The sequence below is a fragment of the Lentzea sp. NPDC051208 genome (assembly GCF_040682435.1).
Classification (GTDB): Bacteria; Actinomycetota; Actinomycetes; order Mycobacteriales; family Pseudonocardiaceae; genus Lentzea; species Lentzea kristufekii.
In genome coordinates this window covers 501,991-522,310 of the sequence record NZ_JBFBAW010000002.1, presented here as the reverse complement: position 1 = coordinate 522,310, position 20,320 = coordinate 501,991, and the positions used below count along the sequence as shown (strand labels likewise).

The 20,320-nt window shown below is 69.8% G+C and carries 23 protein-coding genes; 14 read left to right on the top strand and 9 right to left on the bottom strand.

Annotation, left to right across the window (positions count from 1 at the left end):
- Complete coding sequence (locus AB0M48_RS06855; protein ID WP_363836474.1) at positions 1-195, top strand: SRPBCC domain-containing protein; 195 nt, start codon at positions 1-3, stop codon at positions 193-195.
- On the opposite strand, the gene AB0M48_RS06850 is transcribed toward AB0M48_RS06855, so the two are convergent.
- The 3 genes from AB0M48_RS06850 to AB0M48_RS06840 form a co-directional block, all read right to left on the bottom strand.
- Positions 192-1,217, bottom strand: coding sequence for a hemolysin family protein (locus AB0M48_RS06850; protein WP_363836472.1), 1,026 nt, complete (start codon positions 1,215-1,217; stop codon positions 192-194). The two genes, AB0M48_RS06855 and AB0M48_RS06850, sit on opposite strands and share 4 nt — an antisense overlap.
- A complete protein-coding gene (locus AB0M48_RS06845; protein WP_363836470.1) occupies positions 1,214-2,524 on the bottom strand; it encodes a hemolysin family protein in 1,311 nt (436 codons plus the stop codon). Before AB0M48_RS06845 ends, AB0M48_RS06850 begins: the two co-directional genes overlap by 4 nt.
- Positions 2,525-2,638: 114 nt before the next feature.
- Positions 2,639-3,655, bottom strand: a complete 1,017-nt coding sequence (locus tag AB0M48_RS06840) for a LacI family DNA-binding transcriptional regulator (protein WP_363836468.1) — start codon at positions 3,653-3,655, stop codon at positions 2,639-2,641.
- A 123-nt stretch (positions 3,656-3,778) separates the two neighbouring features.
- Here AB0M48_RS06840 and AB0M48_RS06835 point away from each other — a divergent pair, with 123 nt between their 5' ends.
- The 3 genes from AB0M48_RS06835 to AB0M48_RS06825 are packed head-to-tail and all read left to right on the top strand — an operon-like array spanning position 3,779 to position 6,721.
- Positions 3,779-4,921, top strand: a complete 1,143-nt coding sequence (locus tag AB0M48_RS06835; RefSeq protein WP_363836466.1) for a Gfo/Idh/MocA family oxidoreductase — start codon at positions 3,779-3,781, stop codon at positions 4,919-4,921.
- Complete coding sequence (locus AB0M48_RS06830; protein WP_363836463.1) at positions 4,914-5,933, top strand: dihydrodipicolinate synthase family protein; 1,020 nt, start codon at positions 4,914-4,916, stop codon at positions 5,931-5,933. The genes AB0M48_RS06835 and AB0M48_RS06830 overlap by 8 nt, the downstream gene beginning before the upstream one ends.
- Positions 5,915-6,721 (top strand): sugar phosphate isomerase/epimerase family protein, encoded by an 807-nt coding sequence (locus tag AB0M48_RS06825; RefSeq protein WP_363836461.1) that lies wholly within the window; start codon positions 5,915-5,917, stop codon positions 6,719-6,721. The genes AB0M48_RS06830 and AB0M48_RS06825 overlap by 19 nt, the downstream gene beginning before the upstream one ends.
- Before the next feature lie 113 nt (positions 6,722-6,834).
- On the opposite strand, the gene AB0M48_RS06820 is transcribed toward AB0M48_RS06825, so the two are convergent.
- On the bottom strand, positions 6,835-7,869 hold the full coding sequence (locus tag AB0M48_RS06820) for a serine hydrolase (RefSeq protein ID WP_363836459.1): 1,035 nt from the start codon (positions 7,867-7,869) through the stop codon (positions 6,835-6,837).
- 50 nt (positions 7,870-7,919) lie between these two features.
- Here AB0M48_RS06820 and AB0M48_RS06815 point away from each other — a divergent pair, with 50 nt between their 5' ends.
- Entirely contained in the window at positions 7,920-8,603 is a 684-nt protein-coding gene (locus AB0M48_RS06815) for an SDR family NAD(P)-dependent oxidoreductase (protein WP_363836632.1), read from the top strand.
- Between the two features lie 9 nt (positions 8,604-8,612).
- On the top strand, positions 8,613-9,230 hold the full coding sequence (locus AB0M48_RS06810) for an alpha/beta fold hydrolase (protein WP_363836457.1): 618 nt from the start codon (positions 8,613-8,615) through the stop codon (positions 9,228-9,230).
- Here the strand turns inward: AB0M48_RS06810 and AB0M48_RS06805 are convergent.
- Positions 9,217-9,642, bottom strand: coding sequence for a MarR family transcriptional regulator (locus tag AB0M48_RS06805; RefSeq protein WP_363836455.1), 426 nt, complete (start codon positions 9,640-9,642; stop codon positions 9,217-9,219). The two genes, AB0M48_RS06810 and AB0M48_RS06805, sit on opposite strands and share 14 nt — an antisense overlap.
- Positions 9,643-9,724: 82 nt before the next feature.
- On the opposite strand from AB0M48_RS06805, the gene AB0M48_RS06800 reads away from it, so the two are divergent.
- Positions 9,725-10,600: a hypothetical protein gene (locus tag AB0M48_RS06800; protein ID WP_363836453.1), complete on the top strand. Its 876-nt coding sequence runs from the start codon at positions 9,725-9,727 to the stop codon at positions 10,598-10,600.
- 176 nt (positions 10,601-10,776) lie between these two features.
- Here the strand turns inward: AB0M48_RS06800 and AB0M48_RS06795 are convergent, their stop codons facing one another.
- From AB0M48_RS06795 to AB0M48_RS06785, 3 genes are read right to left on the bottom strand one after another with little or no spacing between them, the layout of a single operon-like run.
- On the bottom strand, positions 10,777-11,580 hold the full coding sequence (locus AB0M48_RS06795; protein WP_363836451.1) for an alpha/beta hydrolase: 804 nt from the start codon (positions 11,578-11,580) through the stop codon (positions 10,777-10,779).
- 19 nt (positions 11,581-11,599) lie between these two features.
- On the bottom strand, positions 11,600-12,031 hold the full coding sequence (locus AB0M48_RS06790) for a cupin domain-containing protein (protein ID WP_363836449.1): 432 nt from the start codon (positions 12,029-12,031) through the stop codon (positions 11,600-11,602).
- Entirely contained in the window at positions 12,028-13,512 is a 1,485-nt protein-coding gene (locus tag AB0M48_RS06785) for a GGDEF domain-containing protein (protein ID WP_363836447.1), read from the bottom strand. Before AB0M48_RS06785 ends, AB0M48_RS06790 begins: the two co-directional genes overlap by 4 nt.
- Before the next feature lie 137 nt (positions 13,513-13,649).
- On the opposite strand from AB0M48_RS06785, the gene ruvC reads away from it, so the two are divergent.
- Entirely contained in the window at positions 13,650-14,219 is a 570-nt protein-coding gene (gene ruvC / locus AB0M48_RS06780) for a crossover junction endodeoxyribonuclease RuvC (RefSeq protein ID WP_266040685.1), read from the top strand.
- Between the two features lie 88 nt (positions 14,220-14,307).
- Here the strand turns inward: ruvC and AB0M48_RS06775 are convergent, their stop codons facing one another.
- Positions 14,308-14,583, bottom strand: a complete 276-nt coding sequence (locus tag AB0M48_RS06775; protein WP_363836444.1) for a hypothetical protein — start codon at positions 14,581-14,583, stop codon at positions 14,308-14,310.
- 105 nt (positions 14,584-14,688) lie between these two features.
- Between AB0M48_RS06775 and ruvA the strand changes: the two genes are divergently transcribed.
- From ruvA to AB0M48_RS06745, 6 genes are all read left to right on the top strand, one after another.
- Positions 14,689-15,270, top strand: coding sequence for a Holliday junction branch migration protein RuvA (gene ruvA / locus AB0M48_RS06770; protein WP_363836442.1), 582 nt, complete (start codon positions 14,689-14,691; stop codon positions 15,268-15,270).
- Entirely contained in the window at positions 15,267-16,280 is a 1,014-nt protein-coding gene (gene ruvB / locus AB0M48_RS06765) for a Holliday junction branch migration DNA helicase RuvB (protein ID WP_363836440.1), read from the top strand. Before ruvA ends, ruvB begins: the two co-directional genes overlap by 4 nt.
- Before the next feature lie 93 nt (positions 16,281-16,373).
- Positions 16,374-16,718, top strand: coding sequence for a preprotein translocase subunit YajC (yajC, locus tag AB0M48_RS06760; protein WP_319987032.1), 345 nt, complete (start codon positions 16,374-16,376; stop codon positions 16,716-16,718).
- Positions 16,719-16,848: 130 nt separating this feature from the next.
- Positions 16,849-18,636, top strand: coding sequence for a protein translocase subunit SecD (gene secD / locus AB0M48_RS06755; RefSeq protein ID WP_363836437.1), 1,788 nt, complete (start codon positions 16,849-16,851; stop codon positions 18,634-18,636).
- Between the two features lies 1 nt (position 18,637).
- Positions 18,638-19,792: a protein translocase subunit SecF gene (gene secF / locus AB0M48_RS06750; protein ID WP_363836435.1), complete on the top strand. Its 1,155-nt coding sequence runs from the start codon at positions 18,638-18,640 to the stop codon at positions 19,790-19,792.
- A gap of 23 nt (positions 19,793-19,815) precedes the next feature.
- Positions 19,816-20,307, top strand: coding sequence for an adenine phosphoribosyltransferase (locus tag AB0M48_RS06745; protein ID WP_090072444.1), 492 nt, complete (start codon positions 19,816-19,818; stop codon positions 20,305-20,307).
- The last annotated feature ends 13 nt before the right edge of the window (positions 20,308-20,320 follow it).

Below are 20,320 nucleotides of genomic sequence, written 5' to 3'. Positions count from 1 at the left end.
GTGTCCACGTACACGATGCACCAGAACGACAAGCGCACCAGCGTCAGCCTCGCGACCATGGAGTTCGAGGAGAACGACGGCAAGACCACGCTGACGGTCACCGAGCACGGCGCCTTCTTCGACGGCCTCGACAGGCCCGAATGGCGCGAGCAGGGCACCAACGCCCTGCTCGACGCCCTCGCGAACAGCCTTTAGACCCAGCGCACGTGCGTGCCGTCGCGCACCGTGCCCACGTACTCCTCCAACAGGTCCTCCATCGCCACGACACCGAGCACGGCGCCGTCCGCGCTCACCGCGCGCGCGAGGTGCGACTGGGCCCGGCGCAACGCGGCCAGCGCCTCGTCCAGCCGGGCCTCGGCAGGCACCTCGGGCAACCCGCGCACCCGGTCCCGCGGCACCGACGTCTCCGCACCCTCCAGGTCCAGAACGTCCTTGACGTGCAGGTACCCGACCAGCCCGGCCTCGGCGAGCACGGGGAACCGCGAGAACCCAGTCTCCGCGACGGCGGCCTCGATCTCGCCCACGGTCGGCGACGCGGACACCGTCGTCAGCCGGTCCAGCGGGACCAGCACGTCGGCCACCGTGCGGGCGGCGGACGACAACGTCTGCGCGAGCCGCCGGTGCTCCGAGTCCTCCAGCAGGCCCTCGGAGCGGGACTGGCCGATCAGCAACGCCAGTTCGTCCGGCGTGTAGGCCGACTCCAGCTCGTCGACCGGCTCCACGCCGAACCGGCGCAGCACCCACCGGCCCACGGCCGTGAACAGGGCCAACGCCGGCGCGATCATCCGCGAGAACCCGTAGTGCACCGGGACCAGCCACACCGCGGCCCGCTCGGGACCGGCGATCGCCAGGTTCTTCGGCACCATCTCGCCGAGGATCGTGTGCAGCGCGACGACGATGACCAACGCCACCGCGAACGCCACCCCGTGCACCACGGCCAACGGCAGTCCAACGGCCTTGAGGGGCCCCTCCAGAACGGAAGCCAGCGCGGGCTCGGCGATCGCGCCGAGCCCGAGAGAGCACAGCGTGATGCCCAGCTGCGCGCCCGCGATCAGCAACGGCAGCTGCTGCGACGCCTTGATCGCGGTACGGGCGCGGGAGGACCCCTTGTCCGCCAACGCCTCCAGCCGGTCCCGGCGCGCGGTGATCACCGCGAACTCGGCGCCGACGAAGAACGCGTTGCCCGCCAGCAGGAAGGCGATGATGAGGAAGTTCACGAGGACGACACCACCCGGAGCTCGGCCACGCGGTGCTTGTCCATCCTCATGACCGTCACCCTCCAGCCGCCGACGCGGATCTCGTCGCCGACGTCCGGGATCCGGCCGAGTCGCGCGAGCACCAGGCCGGCCAGCGTCTCGTAGTCGCCCTCGGGCATCTGGAACCCGGTCGCGTCGGCCACCTCGTCGTCGCGCAGCAGCCCGGACACGATCCAGCTGTTCGAACCGAGCGACCGCACCGGCGCCGCCTCGCGGCGGTCGTGCTCGTCGCGCACGTCGCCGACGATCTCCTCGACCACGTCCTCCAGCGTCACCATCCCGGCCGTGCCGCCGTACTCGTCGACGACCAGCGCGGTCTGCAGCCCGGACGCCCGCAGCCGGTCCAGCAGGGCGTCGCCCTCCAGCGTCTCCGGCACCGAGTACACGGGCCGGGTCACCGCGGACAGCGGCGTGGACGCGCGCAGGGCGGCGGGCACCGCGAAGGCCTGCTTCACGTGCACGATCCCGCTCACCTCGTCCAGCGAGCCGTTGTGCACGGGGAACCGCGAGAAACCGGTCTCCCGCGCCTTCAGCACGAGGTCCGCGACCGTCGCGTCGGCCCGCAGCGCCTCGACCTGCACGCGCGGCGTCATCAGCTCGCCGGCCGTCCGGTCGCCGAAGCGCAGCGACCGGTCCAGCAGCACCGCGGTGCCCTGGTCCAGCGTGCCGTGCTCGGCGGACGAGCGCACCAGCGCGCCCAGTTCCTCGGGCGACCGCGCGGACGCCAGCTCCTCGACCGGCTCGACGCCCAGGCGCCGCACCAGCCAGTTCGCCGAGTTGTTCATCCAGTGGATCAACCAGCGGAAGACCGTGGAGAACCCCGCCTGGATGCTGACCACGCCGCGCGCGGTCTCGAGCGGCTTCGCGATCGCCAGGTTCTTGGGCACGAGCTCGCCGAACACCATCGACAATGACGTGGCGATCGCCAGCGCCAGGGCCAGCGACAGACCGTCCGCCAGCGGCCCGGACGCGCCGAGCGCCGTGAGTCCGGGCTCGATCAGGTTCGCGATCGCGGGCTCCGCGATGTAACCGGTGATCAGCGTCGTCAGCGTGATGGCGAGCTGGGCGCCGGAGAGCTGGAACGAGAGAGTGCGATGCGCACGGTCGATGGTGTGCGCCTTGGCGTCGCCCACCTCGGCCACGTGACGTTCGACGGTGCTTCGTTCCAGCGCGGTCAGCGAGAACTCCGCCGCGACCGCGATGAAGGTGCCCGCGGTCAGTGCCACGACGGCGACCAGACCGAGCACGCTCAGAAGGATTCCGGTCACCTGCGCGCTCCCCGACAGCGGGAACAAGGGACCGGGTTGGTATGCCAGCCGGGGCCAGACCCCATGGGGACGGCTCAACTCCTCATGACTAAGTACGTGAACAGCCAGACGAGTCTAATTGTGAGCAGTCGACGCCCTGAGCACCACCTCACCCGCCACGCGGACGGTGCGGGCCTCGTCACCCCCGGCGTCCAGCACGAGACCTGCGGCGATCTCGCCCATCTGCTCCAGCGGCAGCCGCACGGTGGACAAAGCCGGAACCGTGTCGCGCAGCGTCGGGATGTCGTCGAACCCGGCGATCGAGATGTCCTCCGGAATGCGCACGCCGCGCTCGCGCAGCGCGGCCATCGCGCCCATCGCCATGACGTCCGTCACGGCGAACACGCAGGTGACGCGCGACTTCGACGCCAGCAGCTCCATCGCGGCGGCGTACCCGCCGTCACGGGTGAAGGCGCCGTTGATCACCACGGGCGGCGCGATCCCGGCGTCGGCGAGCCCCGCTTTGAACCCGGCGAGCCGGTCGCGGGCCACCACGAGGTCGGAAGGACCACCCAGAACGGCGAACTTCTTGTGCCCGAACTCGGTCAGCGCACGGGCCAGGGCGCGACCACCCGCACGGTTTCCGGGGACGACCGTGTCGGTGCCGAGCTTCGCCTGCGACACGCACGCGACACGCCCGCCCTGCTCGGTGAACGCGTCGATCTCGGCCGCCAGCCGCGACTGCGCGGCACGGTCCGTGGTGCGGGAACCGGCCAGCACCACCGCACGGGCCCGATGCGCGCGCAACGTGGACAGCAGCTCCGCCTCACGCTCGGGACGGCGCCCGGTCGTGCCGAGGACGACGACGAGCCCTGCCTCCTCGGCCACCCGCGTCACCCCCGCCGCGATGCACGAGAAGTACGGGTCGGTGATGTCGTGGACCACCAGCCCGACCAGCGAGCTGGAGTTGCGGGCCAGCGCCTGCGCGGACGCGTTCGGCACGTAGCCGAGCTCCTCCGCGGTGCGCAGGACGCGGTCGCTCAGGTCCTCGCTCACCTGCCGCGTGCTGCCGTTGAGCACGCGAGAAGCGGTCGCCAACGACACACCCGCCTGCTTCGCCACCTCGGCGAGCGTCACCTGTCGGGCGGACACGACCACCTCCGTCAAACCTGCATGTGAGCGCTGAGACTAACTCGCGAGGAGGTTGACGTCCGTCAAGCGCCACGATTAGCGTGGCGGGAAAGCGCTTTCCAGCGCTCTTTCCAGGGAGGTGCGATGGCGGTTCGGACCATTGGCGTGGCGGTCAACGGCGTCACCGGGCGGATGGGGTACCGCCAGCACCTGGTCCGCTCGCTGCTGCCGTTGCGCGACGAGGGCGTGCGGTTGCGCGACGGGACGGTGCTGAAGGTGGAACCGGTCCTCGTGGGCCGCAACGCCGACAAGCTCAAGGAGATCGCCGAGCGCCACGACCTCGCGCACTGGACGACGGACCTCGACGGTGCGCTCGCCGACCCGTCGGTCGAGATCTACTTCGACTCGCAGGTCACGTCGAGGCACGTCGAGTCGATCACCAAGGCGATCGAGGCCGGCAAGCACGTCTACACCGAGAAGCCGGTCAGCGAGACCGTCGAGGAGGCGCTCGCGCTCGGGCGGCTGGCCGACGCCAGGGGCGTGCGGCACGGCGTGGTGGCCGACAAGCTGTACCTGCCGGGCATCCGCAAGCTCAAGCGGCTGATCGACGGCGGCTTCTTCGGCCGCATCCTCAGCGTGCGCGGCGAGTTCGGCTACTGGGTCTTCGAGGGCGACTGGCAGTCCGCGCAACGCCCGAGCTGGAACTACCGGGCCGAGGACGGCGGCGGCATCGTCGCGGACATGTTCTGCCACTGGAGCTACCTGCTGCACAACCTGTTCGGCCGGGTCGAGGCCGTCACCGCGAAGGCCGTGACGCACATTCCAACCCGGTGGGACGAGCAGGACAACGCCTACGAGGCGACCGCGGACGACGCCGCGTACGGGATCTTCGAGATCGCGAACGGCGTCATCGCCCAGATCAACTCGTCCTGGTGCGTGCGGGTGCGCCGCGACGAGCTCGTCGAGTTCCAAGTGGACGGCACCGAGGGGAGTGCGGTCGCGGGGCTGCGCGAGTGCTTCGCGCAGCCCCGCGCCGCCACGCCGAAACCCGTGTGGAACCCGGATCTGCCGGTCGCGCACCCGTTCCGCGACCAGTGGCAGCAGGTGCCGGACAACGAGGAGTTCGACAACGGCTTCAAGGTGCAGTGGGCGGAGTTCCTGCGCCACGTCTACGAGGGCGCGCCGTTCCCGCACGACTTCCGCGCAGGGGCACGGGGCGTCGCCCTGGCCGCCGCCGGTCTCCAGTCCTCTTCGGAGGGTCGCCGGGTGGAGATCGCCGATGTCTAGCCGGATCGTGTTCGCCGCGGCCCACGTCGTGGCCGCGGACGAACACACGGTCGACTGGGACGCGACCCTCGCGTTCCGGCACCACCTCTGGTCGCACGGCCTGGGCGTCGCGGAGGCCATGGACACCGCGCAACGCGGCATGGGCCTGGACTGGCCGACGGCCGCCGAGCTCATCCGCCGCAGCGCCGCCGAGAAGACGGGCCGGATCTGCGCGGGCGTCGCGACCGACCAGCTGACCGGGGACGCGAGCCTCGACGACGTGCTGAACGCCTACCTGGAACAGCTCGACGTCGTCCAGGAGGCCGGCGCCCAGCCCGTCCTGATGTGCTCACGCCGGCTCGCGGCTGCGGCACGGGGCCCGGAGGACTACGAGAAGGTCTACGGCACGTTGCTCGACCGCGTCAGCGAACCGGTGATCCTGCACTGGCTCGGCACCGCGTTCGACCCGGAACTGGAGGGCTACTGGGGCTCGGCCGACGTCCCGCAGGCCACCCGGAACTTCCTGGAGATCATCCACGCGCGGCCGGACAAGGTCGACGGGGTGAAGGTCTCGCTGCTCGACGCCGGCCATGAGATCGGGCTGCGGCGCGCGCTGCCGGAGAACGTCCGCTGCTACACCGGCGACGACTTCAACTACCCGGAGCTGATCGCGGGCGACGAGCAGGGTCACAGCCACGCGTTGCTCGGCATCTTCGACCCGATCGCGCCGGTGGCGGCGAAGGCGCTCGCGAAGCTGGCGGAAGGGGACACCGACGAGTTCCACCGGATCATGGCGCCGACGGTTCCGTTGTCCCGCCACCTGTTCAGCGCACCGACCTACTACTACAAAACGGGCGTCGTGTTCCTGGCGTGGCTCGCCGGGCACCAGGAACGGTTCCAGCTCCTCGGTGGCCTCGAGACCGCGCGCAGCGTGGAACACCTGGCCGAGGCGAAACGGCTCGCGGAGATCGCCGGCGTGATCGAACCGGAGTTCGCGGAACGGCGGTGGCGCCAATGGCTCGCCTCTCGCTGAACCAGGCCACGATCAAACGCGCCACGGTCGCCGAAGCCGTCGACGGCTGTGCGCGGCACGGCGTCGAGTCGATCGGCCTGTGGCGCGAACCGGTCGCCGACCACGGCCTGGAACGCACCGCCAAGATCGTCCGGGACGCCGGGCTCCGCGTGTCGTCGTTGTGCCGCGGCGGGTTCCTCACGGCCGTCGACAACCGGAGCGCACTCGACGACAACCGCCGCGCCATCGACGAGGCGGCGGCGTTGCGGACGGACACGCTGGTCATGGTCGTCGGGGGAGTGGCGGGCGACAAGGACCTCGCCGGCGCACGTCAGCGCGTTGCCGACGCCATCGCGGAGCTGTCGGTGCACGCGGCGCAGGCGGGTGTGGTGCTGGCGCTGGAACCGATGCACCCGGTGTTCTGCGCGGATCGCGGCGTGCTGTCGACGTTGTCGCAGGCGCTGGACATCGCCGAACGGCACGAGTCGGTCGGCGTCGTCGTGGACGCGCTGCACGTCTGGTGGGACCCGGCCGTGGACGAGCAGATCGCCCGCGCGGGACGACTCATCGCGTCGTACCAGGTCTGCGACTGGCTCACGCCCGTGCCCGCGGACGTCCTGCTCGGGCGCGGTTATCCCGGTGACGGTGACATCGACCTGGGCCGGCTGACCCGGCAGGTCGCGGCGACCGGGTACTCGGGTGACGTCGAGGTGGAGATCTTCAACGCGGCCATCTGGGCGGCGGACTTCGACGAGGTGATCGAGGAGGTGACGCGCAGGTACCACGACGTTGTGGAACCGGCGCTCTGACCCGCGCGGGGAAGCCGGTCGTCGACGGCGGCGACGACCGACCCCGGCGAAGCTGTCTGTATATCCGAAAAGCAGTGCTCTTTGGTCGAGGTTTCAGATAAATCTCAGGAAAATCAGCCGCCGTTGAAGAACCGGTAAACCTTTGCGCGGTGCTTCGGGCGCGTGGTCGTGATCTTGATGACGGCGTCGAACATGGACCGGCCGAGCTCCGCGCGGGCCGCGACGGCCGGGTGCGTGGTGCTGAAGTCCTCGTCGTTCACGGCCTTGTCGCCAGAGAACTCGCCGGACGCGAACATCGAGTAGATCAGGATCGCCCGGTCGTCCGCGCTGAACATGATGCCGGCCTCGTTGCGGCCGTCGGAGAACCAGCCTGCCTTCGTGGCGACGCGCAGGCGCTCGTTCGTCGTGAGGTTGAGCCGCACGCCATCGGTGAAGCTGGCCGTGGCGCGCAGGATGTTCAGCAGGTAGGCGGTGGACGCGGCCGAGAGCAGCTGCCCGTCGACCAGCTTCTGCAGCAACGTGTGCGTCTCGCGCGCCGTCGTGGTGCCGAGGAAGAACCGGTTCGGGTTCGCGACCGGGACGACCTGGGTGTGCACGAAGCCCTTGGACCGCAGGATCTCGTTGAGCTCCAGCGCCGGCACGACCAGGCCGCACAGGCGGACCGCGGTGTTGTCCGAGACGGTCAGCAGGTTCGCGAGCGCGTGGCCGACCGTGACCTCGCTCGGGTACGCGCCGTCGAGCGCGAAGATCCCGTCGGTGTCCTGGATGACGATCGCGGACGACACCGTGACCGTCTGCTCGAGCTTGATCAGCCCGCGGTCCACCTTGTCCAGCACGGCGACGGCGACGGCGATCTTGTTGACGCTGTAGGCCTCGACGACCACGTCCGCGTTCTCGTCGACCGCGGGCTTCGTCGTGCCGTCGAGGTCGGCGACGGTGATCAGCGACGACCAGGTGCCCCGCGCCTTGCGGGTCTGCCGCCTGTAGATCTGGGCCACGCGCCTGCGCGACCGGTCGGCCGTCGCCGGGGAGCGTTCGATCTCTACCTCCGCGTCTTCCTGTGCTTGCGCTGCACCGTTGGAGCCGAGCACGGCCGTCGCGGCCGCGACGGTTCCCAGCCCGAACACGGACCTGCGGTTCAAAGTCATGAGCGACATCAAAACAGGCGGCACTGACGTTTCCCTGACTAGGGTTCCGGATCATGGAAAACGTCTTCGTGGTGACCGGTGCTTCCCGCGGAATCGGGGCGGCGACCGCCTCCCTGGCCGCCCAGGCGGGCTATCGCGTGGTCAGGGCCTCGCGTTCGGCCGAAGAATCTGTCGGTGATCGCGGCTGGGACGCTCGATGCGACGTTTCTTCCTGGAATTCCGTGCAGGATCTCATGTCCCGCGTGGAGTCCCGGTGGGGCCGGATCGACGTCGTCTTCGCCAACGCGGGCGTTTCGGTGGACACGTCGTTCGTCTCTTCGGCGGGTGCCGAGCCTTCCGAATGGACGGACATGGTGGTCACGAACGTCTGCGGACCGGCCTTCACGGCCCGTGCCGCGATGCCCGCGCTCATCCGCTCCGGCGGCCACCTGGTGATGACCGGGTCCGCGGCCGGCCGCGGTGTCCGTCCCGGCAACCTGTACTCGGCGACGAAGTGGGCGATCACCGGTCTGGCGCAGGCGATCCGCGCCGAGGCGGTGGGCACCGGGGTCAGGGTGACGGTGGTGCAGCCGGGACTGGTCGACACCGACGCCATCCCGCCGTCGCGTGTGGATGACCCGAAGCTGGAACCGGAAGACGTTGGCAGGGCGGTGCTCTACGCCGTGTCCCAGCCATCCACTGTGGACGTGAACGAGATCCTGCTGCGGCCCACCGGACAGGCCGCGCATCGCTGAGGGGGAACTGTGGAACAAGTAGTGCTCTTCGCCGTAGGTGGCGGCGGCGACCCGGAGCGGCACCGCCCGCTGCTGGACCACTTCACCACCCGCGGCCACCGGGTGATCGCGCCGTCGTTCCCGCGCCTGCACCCGCAGCAGGCCACCTGGGACGACTACCTCGCCCGCCCGCTCGGCCTGGTGGAGGCCCTGTGCGACGTCGCCCCGGACGCAGAGGTGGCTGTGATCGGCCATTCGATCGGCGCCTGGGCGGCGCTGTGCCTGGCGGGCGCGACGCCGTGGAGCAAGGAGGGCGAGCCCCTTGAGGTGCCAAGGGATTCCCGCGTCCGCCGCCTGGTGCTCTACACCCCGCCCGCGAGCTGGTTCGCGGCTCCCGGCGCGCTCGACGCCGTGAAGACGCCGGTGCTCGCCTACGTCGGCGAACTGGACACCTTCGTGCCGGCCTCGGAGGTCGAGGTGCTGAGGACCGCACCGGCCGAAGTGGACCTGCGGGTCGTGCCGAAGGCGGGCCACTTCGGCTTCGTCCACGTGCCGCCACCGGGCGTGGAGGACGACCCGGAGTTCGACCGCGACGGTTTCCTGGCGCGGATGGTCGACGAGACCTACGAGTTCGTCACTTCTCGCTGAGCACGTCCGAACACCGCTGCAGGAGTGCGCGCAACTGCGCGCGCTCCTCGTCGGTGAACGCGTCCGCCAGCTTCTGCTCCACCGCCACCGCGGCCTTGTCCGCCTCGCGGAACCTCGCCTGCCCCGCCTCGGTCAGCCGGTTCTCCAGGACGTTGCGCTGCCACTGGTTCGACGTGCGCTCCACGAAACCGAGCGCGACCAGGTTCTGCAGGATCGTCGTCATCGTCTGAGGCGTGGTCAGGCACAACCGCGCGAGCGTCGCCGCGGGCGCGCCGGGATGCTCGCTCAGGGCCAGCAACGCCGCGTACTGCGGCACGGTCAGCCCCGCGGGCTTCACGGCCGCCGACTTCGCGGCCACCAGGTCCTGCTCGGCGCGCTTGATGTCTCCGCCGATCCGATCGCCGCTGCGCATCCCTCCAGCATAGGAGTGTGGTAAGAGTATGGATGAATATCAGAACTCTGATACTCATCAGTGCTCGTACTGGAGGGAAGCAATGCGCGTCCTGCTCGCCGTCATGGCGGTGTTCGTACTGCTCACGGGCACGGCCCAGGCCACGCCGAGGCACATCGAGGCACGCTCACCGTCGCTGCACCCCGAGGGCGTGGCCTGGGACCCGAGCCGAGGCCAGTTCCTCGTCAGCTCGCTGCGCCACGGCACGGTGTCGCTGGTCGGCACGAACGGCCGGGTCCGCCCGCTCGTCACCGGAACCCCCATGGTGTCCACGTTCGGCCTCAAGGTGGACGGCGGCCGGCTGCTGGTCACCTACGGCGACATCGGTTTCGGCGAACGATCGGTACCCGGCCAGTCCGGCCTCGGCATCTTCGACCTGCGCACCGGCCGTGCACTGAAGTACGCCGACATCCCCAACGGAGCCAACGACGTCGCCGTCGACCCGCGCGGCAACGCCTACGTCACCGGCACGCTGGGCGACACGATCTGGAAGGTAGGCCGCGACGGCACCGTGACCCCGTTCGCCCGGGACCCCCGGCTGGGCGGGACGTCGTTCGGCAACAACGGCATCGTCTGGGACCCCAGGGGATTCCTCGTCACCGGCCACTACACCGACGGCACCCTGTTCAAGGTCACGCAGAACCACGTGGAGCAACTGCCCGCACCGAAGCTGCCGGGCGCGGACGGCCTCACCCTCACCCCGCAGGGCCTGGTCGTCGTGACGAACGGCCTGGCCGCCCCCGGCAAGAACGCCGTGACGCTCCTGGACACCCGCACGTGGCAGGTGAAGTCCCAGCGGGACTGGAAGACCGCCCCGACCACGGCCGCCCGCACACCGCACGGCACCTACGTGCTCAGCGGCCGCGTCGACCTGCTGGTGAAGGGGGAGACGACGGACGAGTTCAGCCTCGACCGCTAGCCAGGACCACCCGGCGCCGCTCCCGGCGATGGTGCGGGCAAGCGTCTGGAAGGGGTCCGGCTGCAGCGCTTTCAGCGACAGCCGGGCGTGCGGGCCCACTGACCGTCACGAAGCCGACTCCGGGCAACGACGGGTGTGCGGGGCCGTCGTCCAGAGTTCCGCGTGGTCGCGCGGGTTCAAGCGCCGCCCAGGAACTCGACCAGCAGCCGGTTCACCTCGTCCGGTCGCTCCAGGTACCCGACGTGCCCGGCACCCGACACCTCGGCGTACCGCGCGCCGGGGATCGCGTCCGCCACCTCGCGCGACAACCGCGGCGGCAGGACGATGTCGTCGGCGAACCCGATCACCAGCGACCGCACGGCGATGTCGCGGTAGGCCCGCAGGCGCGTGTCGTACTCGCCGAGGCCGAGCTGGATCCGTTCGCCCGCACCGAGCGACGAGCCGGCGAACTCGTACATCTGCAGCCAGTCGCGGGCGACCACCGGGTCGGCCAGCGTCGTCTGCGACAGGTTCCTGACCACCGACGCCACCGCGTAGAACTGCAGCGGGATCTCGACTCCCTTGTCGTGCAGGTCGCACAACGCCTGCGACCACGCCTGCGACACCGGTTCGGGCCGGCCGGAGGTCGCCATCATCACCGCCGACCGCACCAGTGACGGACGCGTCAGCGCCAGTTCCTGGGTGATGCGCCCGCCCAGCGACGTGCCGATCACGTGCGCCGGCCCGCCCAGGTGCTCGATCACGGCGGCGGTGTCGGCGACCATGTCGTCGAGCGTGAAGCCCTCCGCGCACTCGGACGACGGCCTGATGCCGCGGTTGTCGAAGTACGCGACCCGGTAACCGGCTTTGACCAGCGCGGGCACCTGGTACGTGCGCCAGACCCTGCCGGGACTGCCGGTGCCCATCACGAGCACGACGAGATCGCCGGAACCCTCGGTCTGGACGTTCAGCTCGATGCCGTTGAGCGGGACAAGGGCCATTCCGAAGATCTTAGAGACGTCAGAACCTGCACAGGGGCCGAATGAGAGCGGCGTGCGAGGGATAACGCGCGCACAGGTCGTCCGCGTGCCCGAACTCCACGATGTCGTCGGTGTACGGCGGCACCACCACCGTGCCGGCCAACGTCCAGTCGCCGGCCGGAGTGCTGCCCTGCCACACGCCCGCGGGCACCACGACCTGCGGGTTCGACGCGCTCAGCACCGGCTCGGTCGCCGTGCCGTCCGGGTGCAGCAACAGCATCCGCAACGGCGCCCCGGCGTGGAAGTGGTAGATCTCCAGGTGCTTCAGCACGTGCATGCCGGAGAAGTCCGGGCGGCGCAACAGGTACGCGATCGCGGACGCCTCTTCGGACCGGTGCGTCTGCGCGAAGTACCCGCCCTCGACGGGCAGCTCCTGCATGCCGAGGTCGTTGATCAGCTGCTCAGGGGTCACGTCATCTCCGGAAGCGGTGAACCGTGCACGACGACCATGCCCTTGCCGAGCCGCTTCGCCGTGTACATCGCGGCGTCCGCGGCCCCGAGCACGTCGTCGGCGGTGATCATGGGATCGTACGAGAACCGTTGCGCCACACCGATGCTGGCGTGCACCCGGTGCACCCGGCCGTGCACCTCGTGCGGATGCCTCAGCACCGTCAGCAGGCGGTCGCCGAGCTCATCGGCGTCGCCGCCGTCGACCAGCACACCGAACTCGTCACCGCCGAGCCGCGCCACGGTGTCCTCCGGCCGCACGCTGTTCATCAGCCGTGCGGCGACGTTGCGCAGCACCATGTCGCCCTCGGCGTGCCCGTGGTTGTCGTTGACCGCCTTGAACCCGTCCACGTCGATGAACAGCAGGATCAACGGCGTCGAGCGGTCACGGACCGAAAGCGCGCGCTCCAGCCGTTCGCGGAAGAGCGACCGATTCGCGACGCCGGTCAACGGGTCGTGCGTCGCCTCGTGCCGTAGCTCTTCGCGAGAGACGCGCAGCTGGTCCATCAGCCGGACGTTGTCCATCATCGTCAACAGCTGACGCACGATCACGAGACATATGACCAGAAGCCCGACGTAGATCTCGACCGGGTTCAGCCGGCCGCCCGTCGCGGTGTTCCAGCTGACGAACAGCCCGGTGATCGCGAGCGGCAGGTACGGCACGAGCAGGTGCAGCAGGTCGGCCATGCGCATGCGGCCGGGCGTGGGGTCGAGGTTGCGAACCGGGGCGAGCGCGCTCAGCAGGAAGAACGCCGGGCACAGCATGAAACCGATGTCCGCGGCGGCCGGGATCACCGTGTTGCCCTTGGAGATGTAGAACGCGAACACCCAGCCCGACGACGACTGCGCGATGCCGGCCAGTGCCACGAAAAGCATCGGCCACTGACGCACGGCCTGATGCGTCCACGACATCACCACGATCGCCACGAGCAGCACGAGGTACGCGGCGGGGTGCGCGACGACCGTGGCGAACCCGGGACCTTCAGTGGCCCACGCGCGCGTCAGCGACTCCAGCGCCGACACCCACGTCAGCACGAACAGCGACCCGATCACGATCAGCCCGTCGAGCACGATCACCGTGCGGCTGCGGTAGCTCGGCAGCAGGTCGTCGGAGCGGCGCTTCTGCGCCTTCGCGATCACCGCGGCCAGGCAGAGCACCGGCACCATCGTGAAGCCGATAGGCGCGATCGTGGACGACGGCAGTTGCACGCCCATGATCTGCTGGCCCCAGATCCACGCGGACAACCCGACGCTCAGGCTGATCATCGCCGCCGTCATCCACCGGTCCCGCGACCGCGCGTAGACGATCACCGCCGCGACGGCGAAGACGAGCTGCACGACCTTGTCGATCGCGATACCGATATCGCGGGGCGCGGCCAGGGCGGCGAGGATCGCGATCGTCATGAAGACGCCGACGCACCCCGCAACGGCCCAGAACCTCTTCACCCGTCACTCCCGTGATCGAAACCCGACCACCGTAGTAACGGCGGTGCGGACTTGTCGAACCGTGTCGGTGACTGTCACCCGCAGGTGCACCCGATATGGTTCGAACTGTTGTTCGTTCGGCGATTCGGGGAGCTGTTGTGCGCGTGTTCGGGGTCGACCCCGGTCTGACCAGGTGCGGCTTCGGCGTGGTGGACGGCGGACCGGGCCGGGTCGTGCGCGCCGTGGCCGTCGATGTGCTGCGCACACCCGTCGACGCTCCGCTGTCCGTGCGCCTGCACGAGCTGTACGACGGCGTCTGTGTGTGGCTGGACCGTTACGAACCACAGGTCGTCGCCATCGAACGAGTCTTCGCGCAGCACAACGTCCGCACCGCGATGGGGGTCGCGCAGGCATCGGGCGTCGTCGCTTTGGCCGCCGCGCAACGAAACCTGCCCGTCGAGTTCCACACGCCGTCCGAGGTGAAGGCCGCCGTCACCGGATCGGGCCGCGCGGACAAGGCCCAGGTGACCGCCATGGTGACCAAGCTGCTCGGCCTGAAGGTCGCGCCCAAGCCAGCCGACGCGGCGGACGCGCTGGCCCTCGCGATCTGCCACCACTGGCGCGCGCCGATGCGCAACAGGCTGGAGGAGGCGCAGGCCCGCGCCGCGGAACTGGCCCGCGTGCACAAGGCGAAGCTGGCCGAGGCGGCGCGGCGGAGCGGGTCATGACGGCTTCAGCGCACGCCGAAACCCGGCGCCCCGGTGTTTCGGCGCCGCGCGGACCGTTTTCGCGCTCGTTGACGCACCGGGCAGTACGTCACGGCATCGCGTCGCCTTTGGTGTCGGTAGCCGGTTCGACCGCGAGGCGCCACGGCACTGCGCCGTCGGCCCCGGCTTCGGTGGCTGGTTCGGCGGCGTCACCCTCGGCCTCGGTGGGTGGTGTGGCCGTGAGGTGCCCCGGCCCGCCGTCCACGCTGGCCTCGGCGGCTGGTGTGACCCCGAGGCGCCCCAGCACGCCGCCCACCCCGGCCTCAGCGGCCGGTTCGACCGCGAGCTCACCCCGGCAGCCCTTGAGCAGGGCCTGGGCGAGCACGGCTTCAGCGCACGCTGAAACTGTCAGGGTCGGCTGGAAGAATGAAATCAAGGGGTCCCCTTCGCGAGGGGACGCCTGCGTGAGCGTGAAGTCCGGAGGACACAGGTGATCTCGTCACTGCGCGGCCAGGTGCAGCACGTCGGCCTCGACCACGCCGTCGTCGAGGTGGGCGGCGTCGGGTTCGCCGTCCAGATGACCCCGGCCACGCTCGCCACCCTGCGCCGCGGCGAGGAGGCGAGCCTCGCCACCACCCTGATCGTCCGCGAGGACAGCCTCACCCTGTTCGGGTTCGCCGACGCCGAGGCCCGCGAGCTGTTCAGCCTGCTCCAGACCGTCAGCGGCATCGGCCCGCGGATCGCATTGGCCACCCTCGCCGTCCTCGAACCGGACAAGCTCCGCCACGCGCTCGCCGAAGGCAACATCACGGTGCTCACGCAGGTCCCGGGCATCGGCAAGAAGGGCGCCGAACGCCTCATCATCGAACTGCGCGACAAGGTCGGTCAGCTGCCCACGCCCACGACGCCCGCGCACAGCCAGACGCGCGACCACGTCGTCGAGGCGCTCCTCGGCCTCGGCTTCCCGGCCAAGTCCGCGGAGGCCGCGGTCGACGCCGTCCTCGCCGCGAACCCCGACCAGTCCACGTCCGCCGTCCTGCGCCGTGCGCTCGCGTCCCTGGGGCGCAAGTGACCGAGGACGAGCTCAGCCCGTACGTCGCGCCCGCCGAGCGCGACCTCGAGACCAGCCTGCGCCCGGCCGACCTGCACGAGTTCGTCGGCCAGCAGCGCGTCCGCGAGCAGCTCGAACTCGTCCTGCACGGTGCGATGCGCCGCGGCACGGCCCCGGACCACGTCCTGCTCAGCGGCCCGCCCGGCCTGGGAAAGACCTCCCTCGCCATGATCATCGCGAAGGAGCTCAACGCGGCCATCCGCATCACCAGCGGCCCGGCCCTGGAACGCGCCGGCGACCTCGCCGCGATGCTGTCCAACCTGGTCGAGGGCGACGTGCTGTTCATCGACGAGATCCACCGCATGGCCCGCCCCGCCGAGGAGATGCTCTACCTCGCGATGGAGGACTTCCGCGTCGACGTCGTGGTCGGCAAGGGCCCTGGCGCGACCAGCATCCCGCTCGACATCGCGCCGTTCACGCTGGTCGGAGCCACCACGAGGTCGGGAGCGCTGACCGGCCCGTTGCGCGACCGCTTCGGCTTCACCGGCCACATGGAGTTCTACAGCGCCGACGAGCTCGACCTCATCGTGAAGCGCAGCGCGAAGATCCTCGGCGTCGACATCGCCGTGGACGCCGCCATCGAGATCGCCGGCCGGTCCAGGGGCACGCCCCGCATCGCGAACCGGCTGCTGCGCCGCGTCCGCGACTTCGCCGAGGTCAGGGCCGACGGCAGGGTCACCGAGGAGATCGCCAAGCAGGCGCTGGAGGTCTACGACGTCGACCAGCTCGGCCTCGACCGGCTCGACCGCGCCGTGCTGAACGCCCTGGTCAAGACCTTCAACGGCGGCCCGGTCGGCGTCTCCACCCTCGCGGTCGCCGTCGGTGAGGAACCGACCACGGTGGAAGAGGTGTGCGAACCGTATTTGGTGCGGGCTGGCATGCTGGCCCGGACACCGCGCGGCAGAGTGGCGACACCTGCGGCGTGGTACCACCTGGGACTGGAACCGCCCGCCGGTGATCAACTGTGGTGACCTGGCACAATCGGTGAAAGCACCTGGACATATCGGACGTGCGTCGAGGCATGTCCACTTGATCGGAGAATGATGGGCAACCTTGGCTCTTTGATGTTCCCGTTGCTTCTGGTTCTGCTGGCGGTGCCGCTGTTCCTCAGCGCCCGCAAGCAGAAGCGGGCGATGGCCGAGCAGCAGGCTCTGCAGAACTCGCTCGCACCCGGCGACAAGGTGATGACGACGTCGGGCCTGTACGGCACCGTCGCCGACGCGAGCCACGAAACCACCATCGACATCGAGATCTCCGAGGGCGTCGTCACCCGCTGGCTGCGCGCCGCGATCCGCGAGAAGGTCGCGGAGACCGACGAGGCCGTGATCGAGGACAAGGCGGACGACGACGAGGCCGAGGTGACCACCGCACAGGTCGCCGAGCCCTTGGACCACAACGCCAAGAAGTAAAGAAGTAATGCCGTGACACCTGGAGTTGGCAACTGTGAACACCGCCGACTCCAGGTAGTGACGCGCAGCTCACGCGGCGCGCGTTACGCTGCGCGCTCGGAAACCATCGCTACTAGGAGACGGACGGATCGTGGCACCTCCGGCCGGGCAAATTCGCCCTGCGAAGTATTTGGCGAGTTTTGTCCTCATCGTGGTCGCGCTCTACGCCCTGGTGTTCTTGACCGGGAACGGTTCGGCCAAACCCAAGCTCGGAATCGACCTCCAGGGCGGCACGCTCGTCACCCTGACGGCTCGGCAGGAAGACGGCGCACAGCCGAGCGAGGAAGCGCTCAACCGGGCACGTGACCTCATCGAGGTCCGCGTGAACGGTCTCGGCGTCTCCGGTGCCGAGGTCGTGCGAGACGGCAACAACCTGGTGATCACGGTCCCGGGCGCGGACAGCGAAGGCGCGAAGGGCCTCGGCCAGACCGCTCGCCTCGCGTTCCGCAAGGTCATCGGCCAGCCGGTGCCGGCAGCCGCCGCACCGCAGCCCGAGACGAGCACGCCGCCGTCCGGCACCGCGAGCACGCCTCCGTCGGCGCCGCCGAGCCAGAGCGCCGGCAGCCCGCCGCCGTCGAGTGGTGCCCCGCAGGGCCGTCCCGCGCCGAACCTGGCCGCGCAGCCCTCCAGCACGCCGCCGTCGAGCAGCACCGCGCCGTCGAGCAGCGCCGCGCCGAGCACGCCGGCCGCTCCCTCCAACGTCGACCCCAGGGTCGCGAAGGAGATCCAGGAGGCGAAGGCGCTCCGCCAGTCCACGGACCCGCAGGTCCTGCAGCAGGCCGCGCTCCTGCTCGACTGCTCGAAGCCCGACCCGCTGCGCGGCAACGACGACCTGGACAAGCCTCTCGTCACCTGTGACGAGAAGGGCGAGTTCAAGTACACGCTGGCCCCGGTCAACCCTCCCAAGGAGGACACCCAGACCAAGGCCGACGACTACACGAACTACTCCCGCCTGACCGGTGAGGACATCAGCAACGCCGCCGCCAACAACAACCCGAACGGCACCGGCTACGTCGTCAACCTCGACTTCAAGTCCGAGGGCGGCACGAAGTGGGGCGCGTTCACCGCGGCCAACGTCCAGCAGGCCGTCGCGGTCGTGCTCGACGGCGAGGTCATGTCCGCGCCGACCATCCAGTCGGCCATCTCGGGTGGTTCCACCGAGATCAGCGGCAAGTTCACGCTGAAGGAAGCCCAGAACCTCGCGAACACGCTGAAGTACGGCGCACTGCCGCTGTCCTTCGACGCGTCCGAGGCGCAGACGGTCTCCCCGACGCTCGGCCTGCAGTCTCTCAAGGCGGGTCTCATCGCCGGCGGCATCGGCCTCGCGCTGGTCTTCGTCTACTGCATGTTCTACTACCGCCTGCTCGGCATCCTGACGATCCTGTCGCTGGCCCTGTCCGCGGTCGTCATCTACGCCGTGCTGGTCCTGCTCGGCCGTGTCATCGGCTTCACGCTCGACCTCGCCGGCATCGCGGGGTTCATCGTCGCGATCGGTATCACCGCGGACTCGTTCATCGTCTTCTTCGAACGACTGAAGGACGAGGTGCGTGAGGGCCGCACGTTCCGTTCGGCGGTGCCGCGTGCGTGGGTTCGTTCCCGCCGCACGATCCTCTCCGCCGACGCGGTCAGCTTCATCGCCGCCGCCGTGCTGTACATCATCGCGGTCGGCCAGGTGAAGGGCTTCGCGTTCACCCTCGGCATGTCGACGGTCCTCGACCTCGTGGTCGTGTTCCTCGTGACGCACCCGCTGGTCGCGATGGCGTCGAAGTCCAAGTTCCTGTCCAACTCGAGCCTGTCCGGTCTGGGTGGTGCCGCCCGCGAGGGCGCCGCGCACCGCGCGACCACGACCGGCAAGACCACCGCCGTGAAGGAGGCCTGACGTGAGCAGCGTGTTCTCGCGCCTCTACGTGGGCAACGGCGCCTTCGACATCGTCGGCAAGCGCATCCGCTGGTACATCGCCTCCAGCATCATCCTGCTGATCTGCATCGGCTCGATGGTGTTCAACGGCTTCAACTTCGGCATCGACTTCAAGGGCGGCACCAAGATCTCGATGCCGTCGGTGTCGGCCAGCGGCCAGCCGATCACGACGTCCGCAGTCGAGGACGCCTACGCGAAGGCCCTGCCCGGCAAGAAGCCGAACGCCGTGCAGTCCGTCGGTTCCGGTGCCAGCGCGTCGATCCAGCTCAAGTCGCCCGCGCTGACGATCGCCGAGGTCGCCACCCTGAAGGCGGGGCTGGCGCAGGACACCCAGCCGCAGGGCGGTGCGGGAGCGATCTCCGACAGCGCCGTCTCCGCGTCCTGGGGCGGTGAGATCAGCGGCAAGGCCCTGTGGGCCCTGTTCTGGTTCTTCATCGCGGTGACGATCTTCCTGGTGCTCTACTTCGAGTGGCAGATGGCCGTCGGCGCGCTCGTCGCCGTGTTCCACGACGTCATCATCACCGCCGGCGTGTACTCGATCGTCGGCTTCGAGGTGACGCCGGCGACGGTGATCGGCCTGCTCACGATCCTCGGCTTCTCCCTGTACGACACGGTCGTCGTGTTCGACAAGGTCAAGGAGAACACCCGGGGCCTGCTGGGCCTGACCCGCCGCACGTACGCCGAGGCGGCGAACCTGGCGCTGAACCAGACCCTGATGCGCTCGATCAACACCTCGCTGATCGCGTTGCTCCCGGTCATCGGCCTGCTGGTCGTCGGCGTCGGCATCCTGGGCGTCGGCACGCTGCAGGACCTGGCGCTCGTGCAGCTCGTCGGCATGTTCATCGGCGCCCTGTCCTCGATCTTCATCGCCACCCCGGTGCTGGTGGACCTGAAGATGCGCGACCCGAAGTACATCGCGCAGGCCCGACGCGTGGCCACCCGCCGCGCCAAGGCCACGGGCCCGCAGGTCGCCGAGGGCATCGAGTCGGTGGACGACGAAGCTCTGTCCGCCGACCTGCGCAAGGAGGAGGCGTACGCCGCCGCCGCGTCGGTGCCCCACCGCACCGCCAAGGCAGGCGACGCCCGCCGTCGTCCGACCGGAAAGCGCCAGCGTTGAAACTGGATCGTGCACTGGGACTGATGCGTGAAGTCCCGGACTTCCCCCAGCCGGGGGTCGTCTTCCGGGACTTCACGCCGGTCCTCACCGACCCCGACGCCCTGCGCGCCGTGGTCGACGCCCTTCAGGACAAGATCGACGACAGCACCCAGGTGATCGCCGCCATCGAGTCGCGCGGCTTCCTCCTGGGCGCTGCCCTGGGCTACGGCTGGCGCTACGGCGTCGTGCCGCTGCGCAAGCCGGGCAAGCTCCCGGTCGTCGCCGACTCGGTGTCCTACGCGCTCGAGTACGGCGAGGCGTCGCTGGAGCTTCCCGCGGACGCCATCCAGCCGGGCCAGCGCGTGGTCGTGGTGGACGACGTGCTCGCCACGGGCGGCACCGCCGAAGCCGCGTGCACGCTCGTCGAACGGGCCGGCGGCATCGTGACGGGTGTGTCGGTGGTCCTGGAGATCCAGGCTCTCGGTGGCCGTTCGCGCCTCGCGGGCCGCGACGTGCAGGCACTGATGACCGTGTGACGTTCTGAGCGGT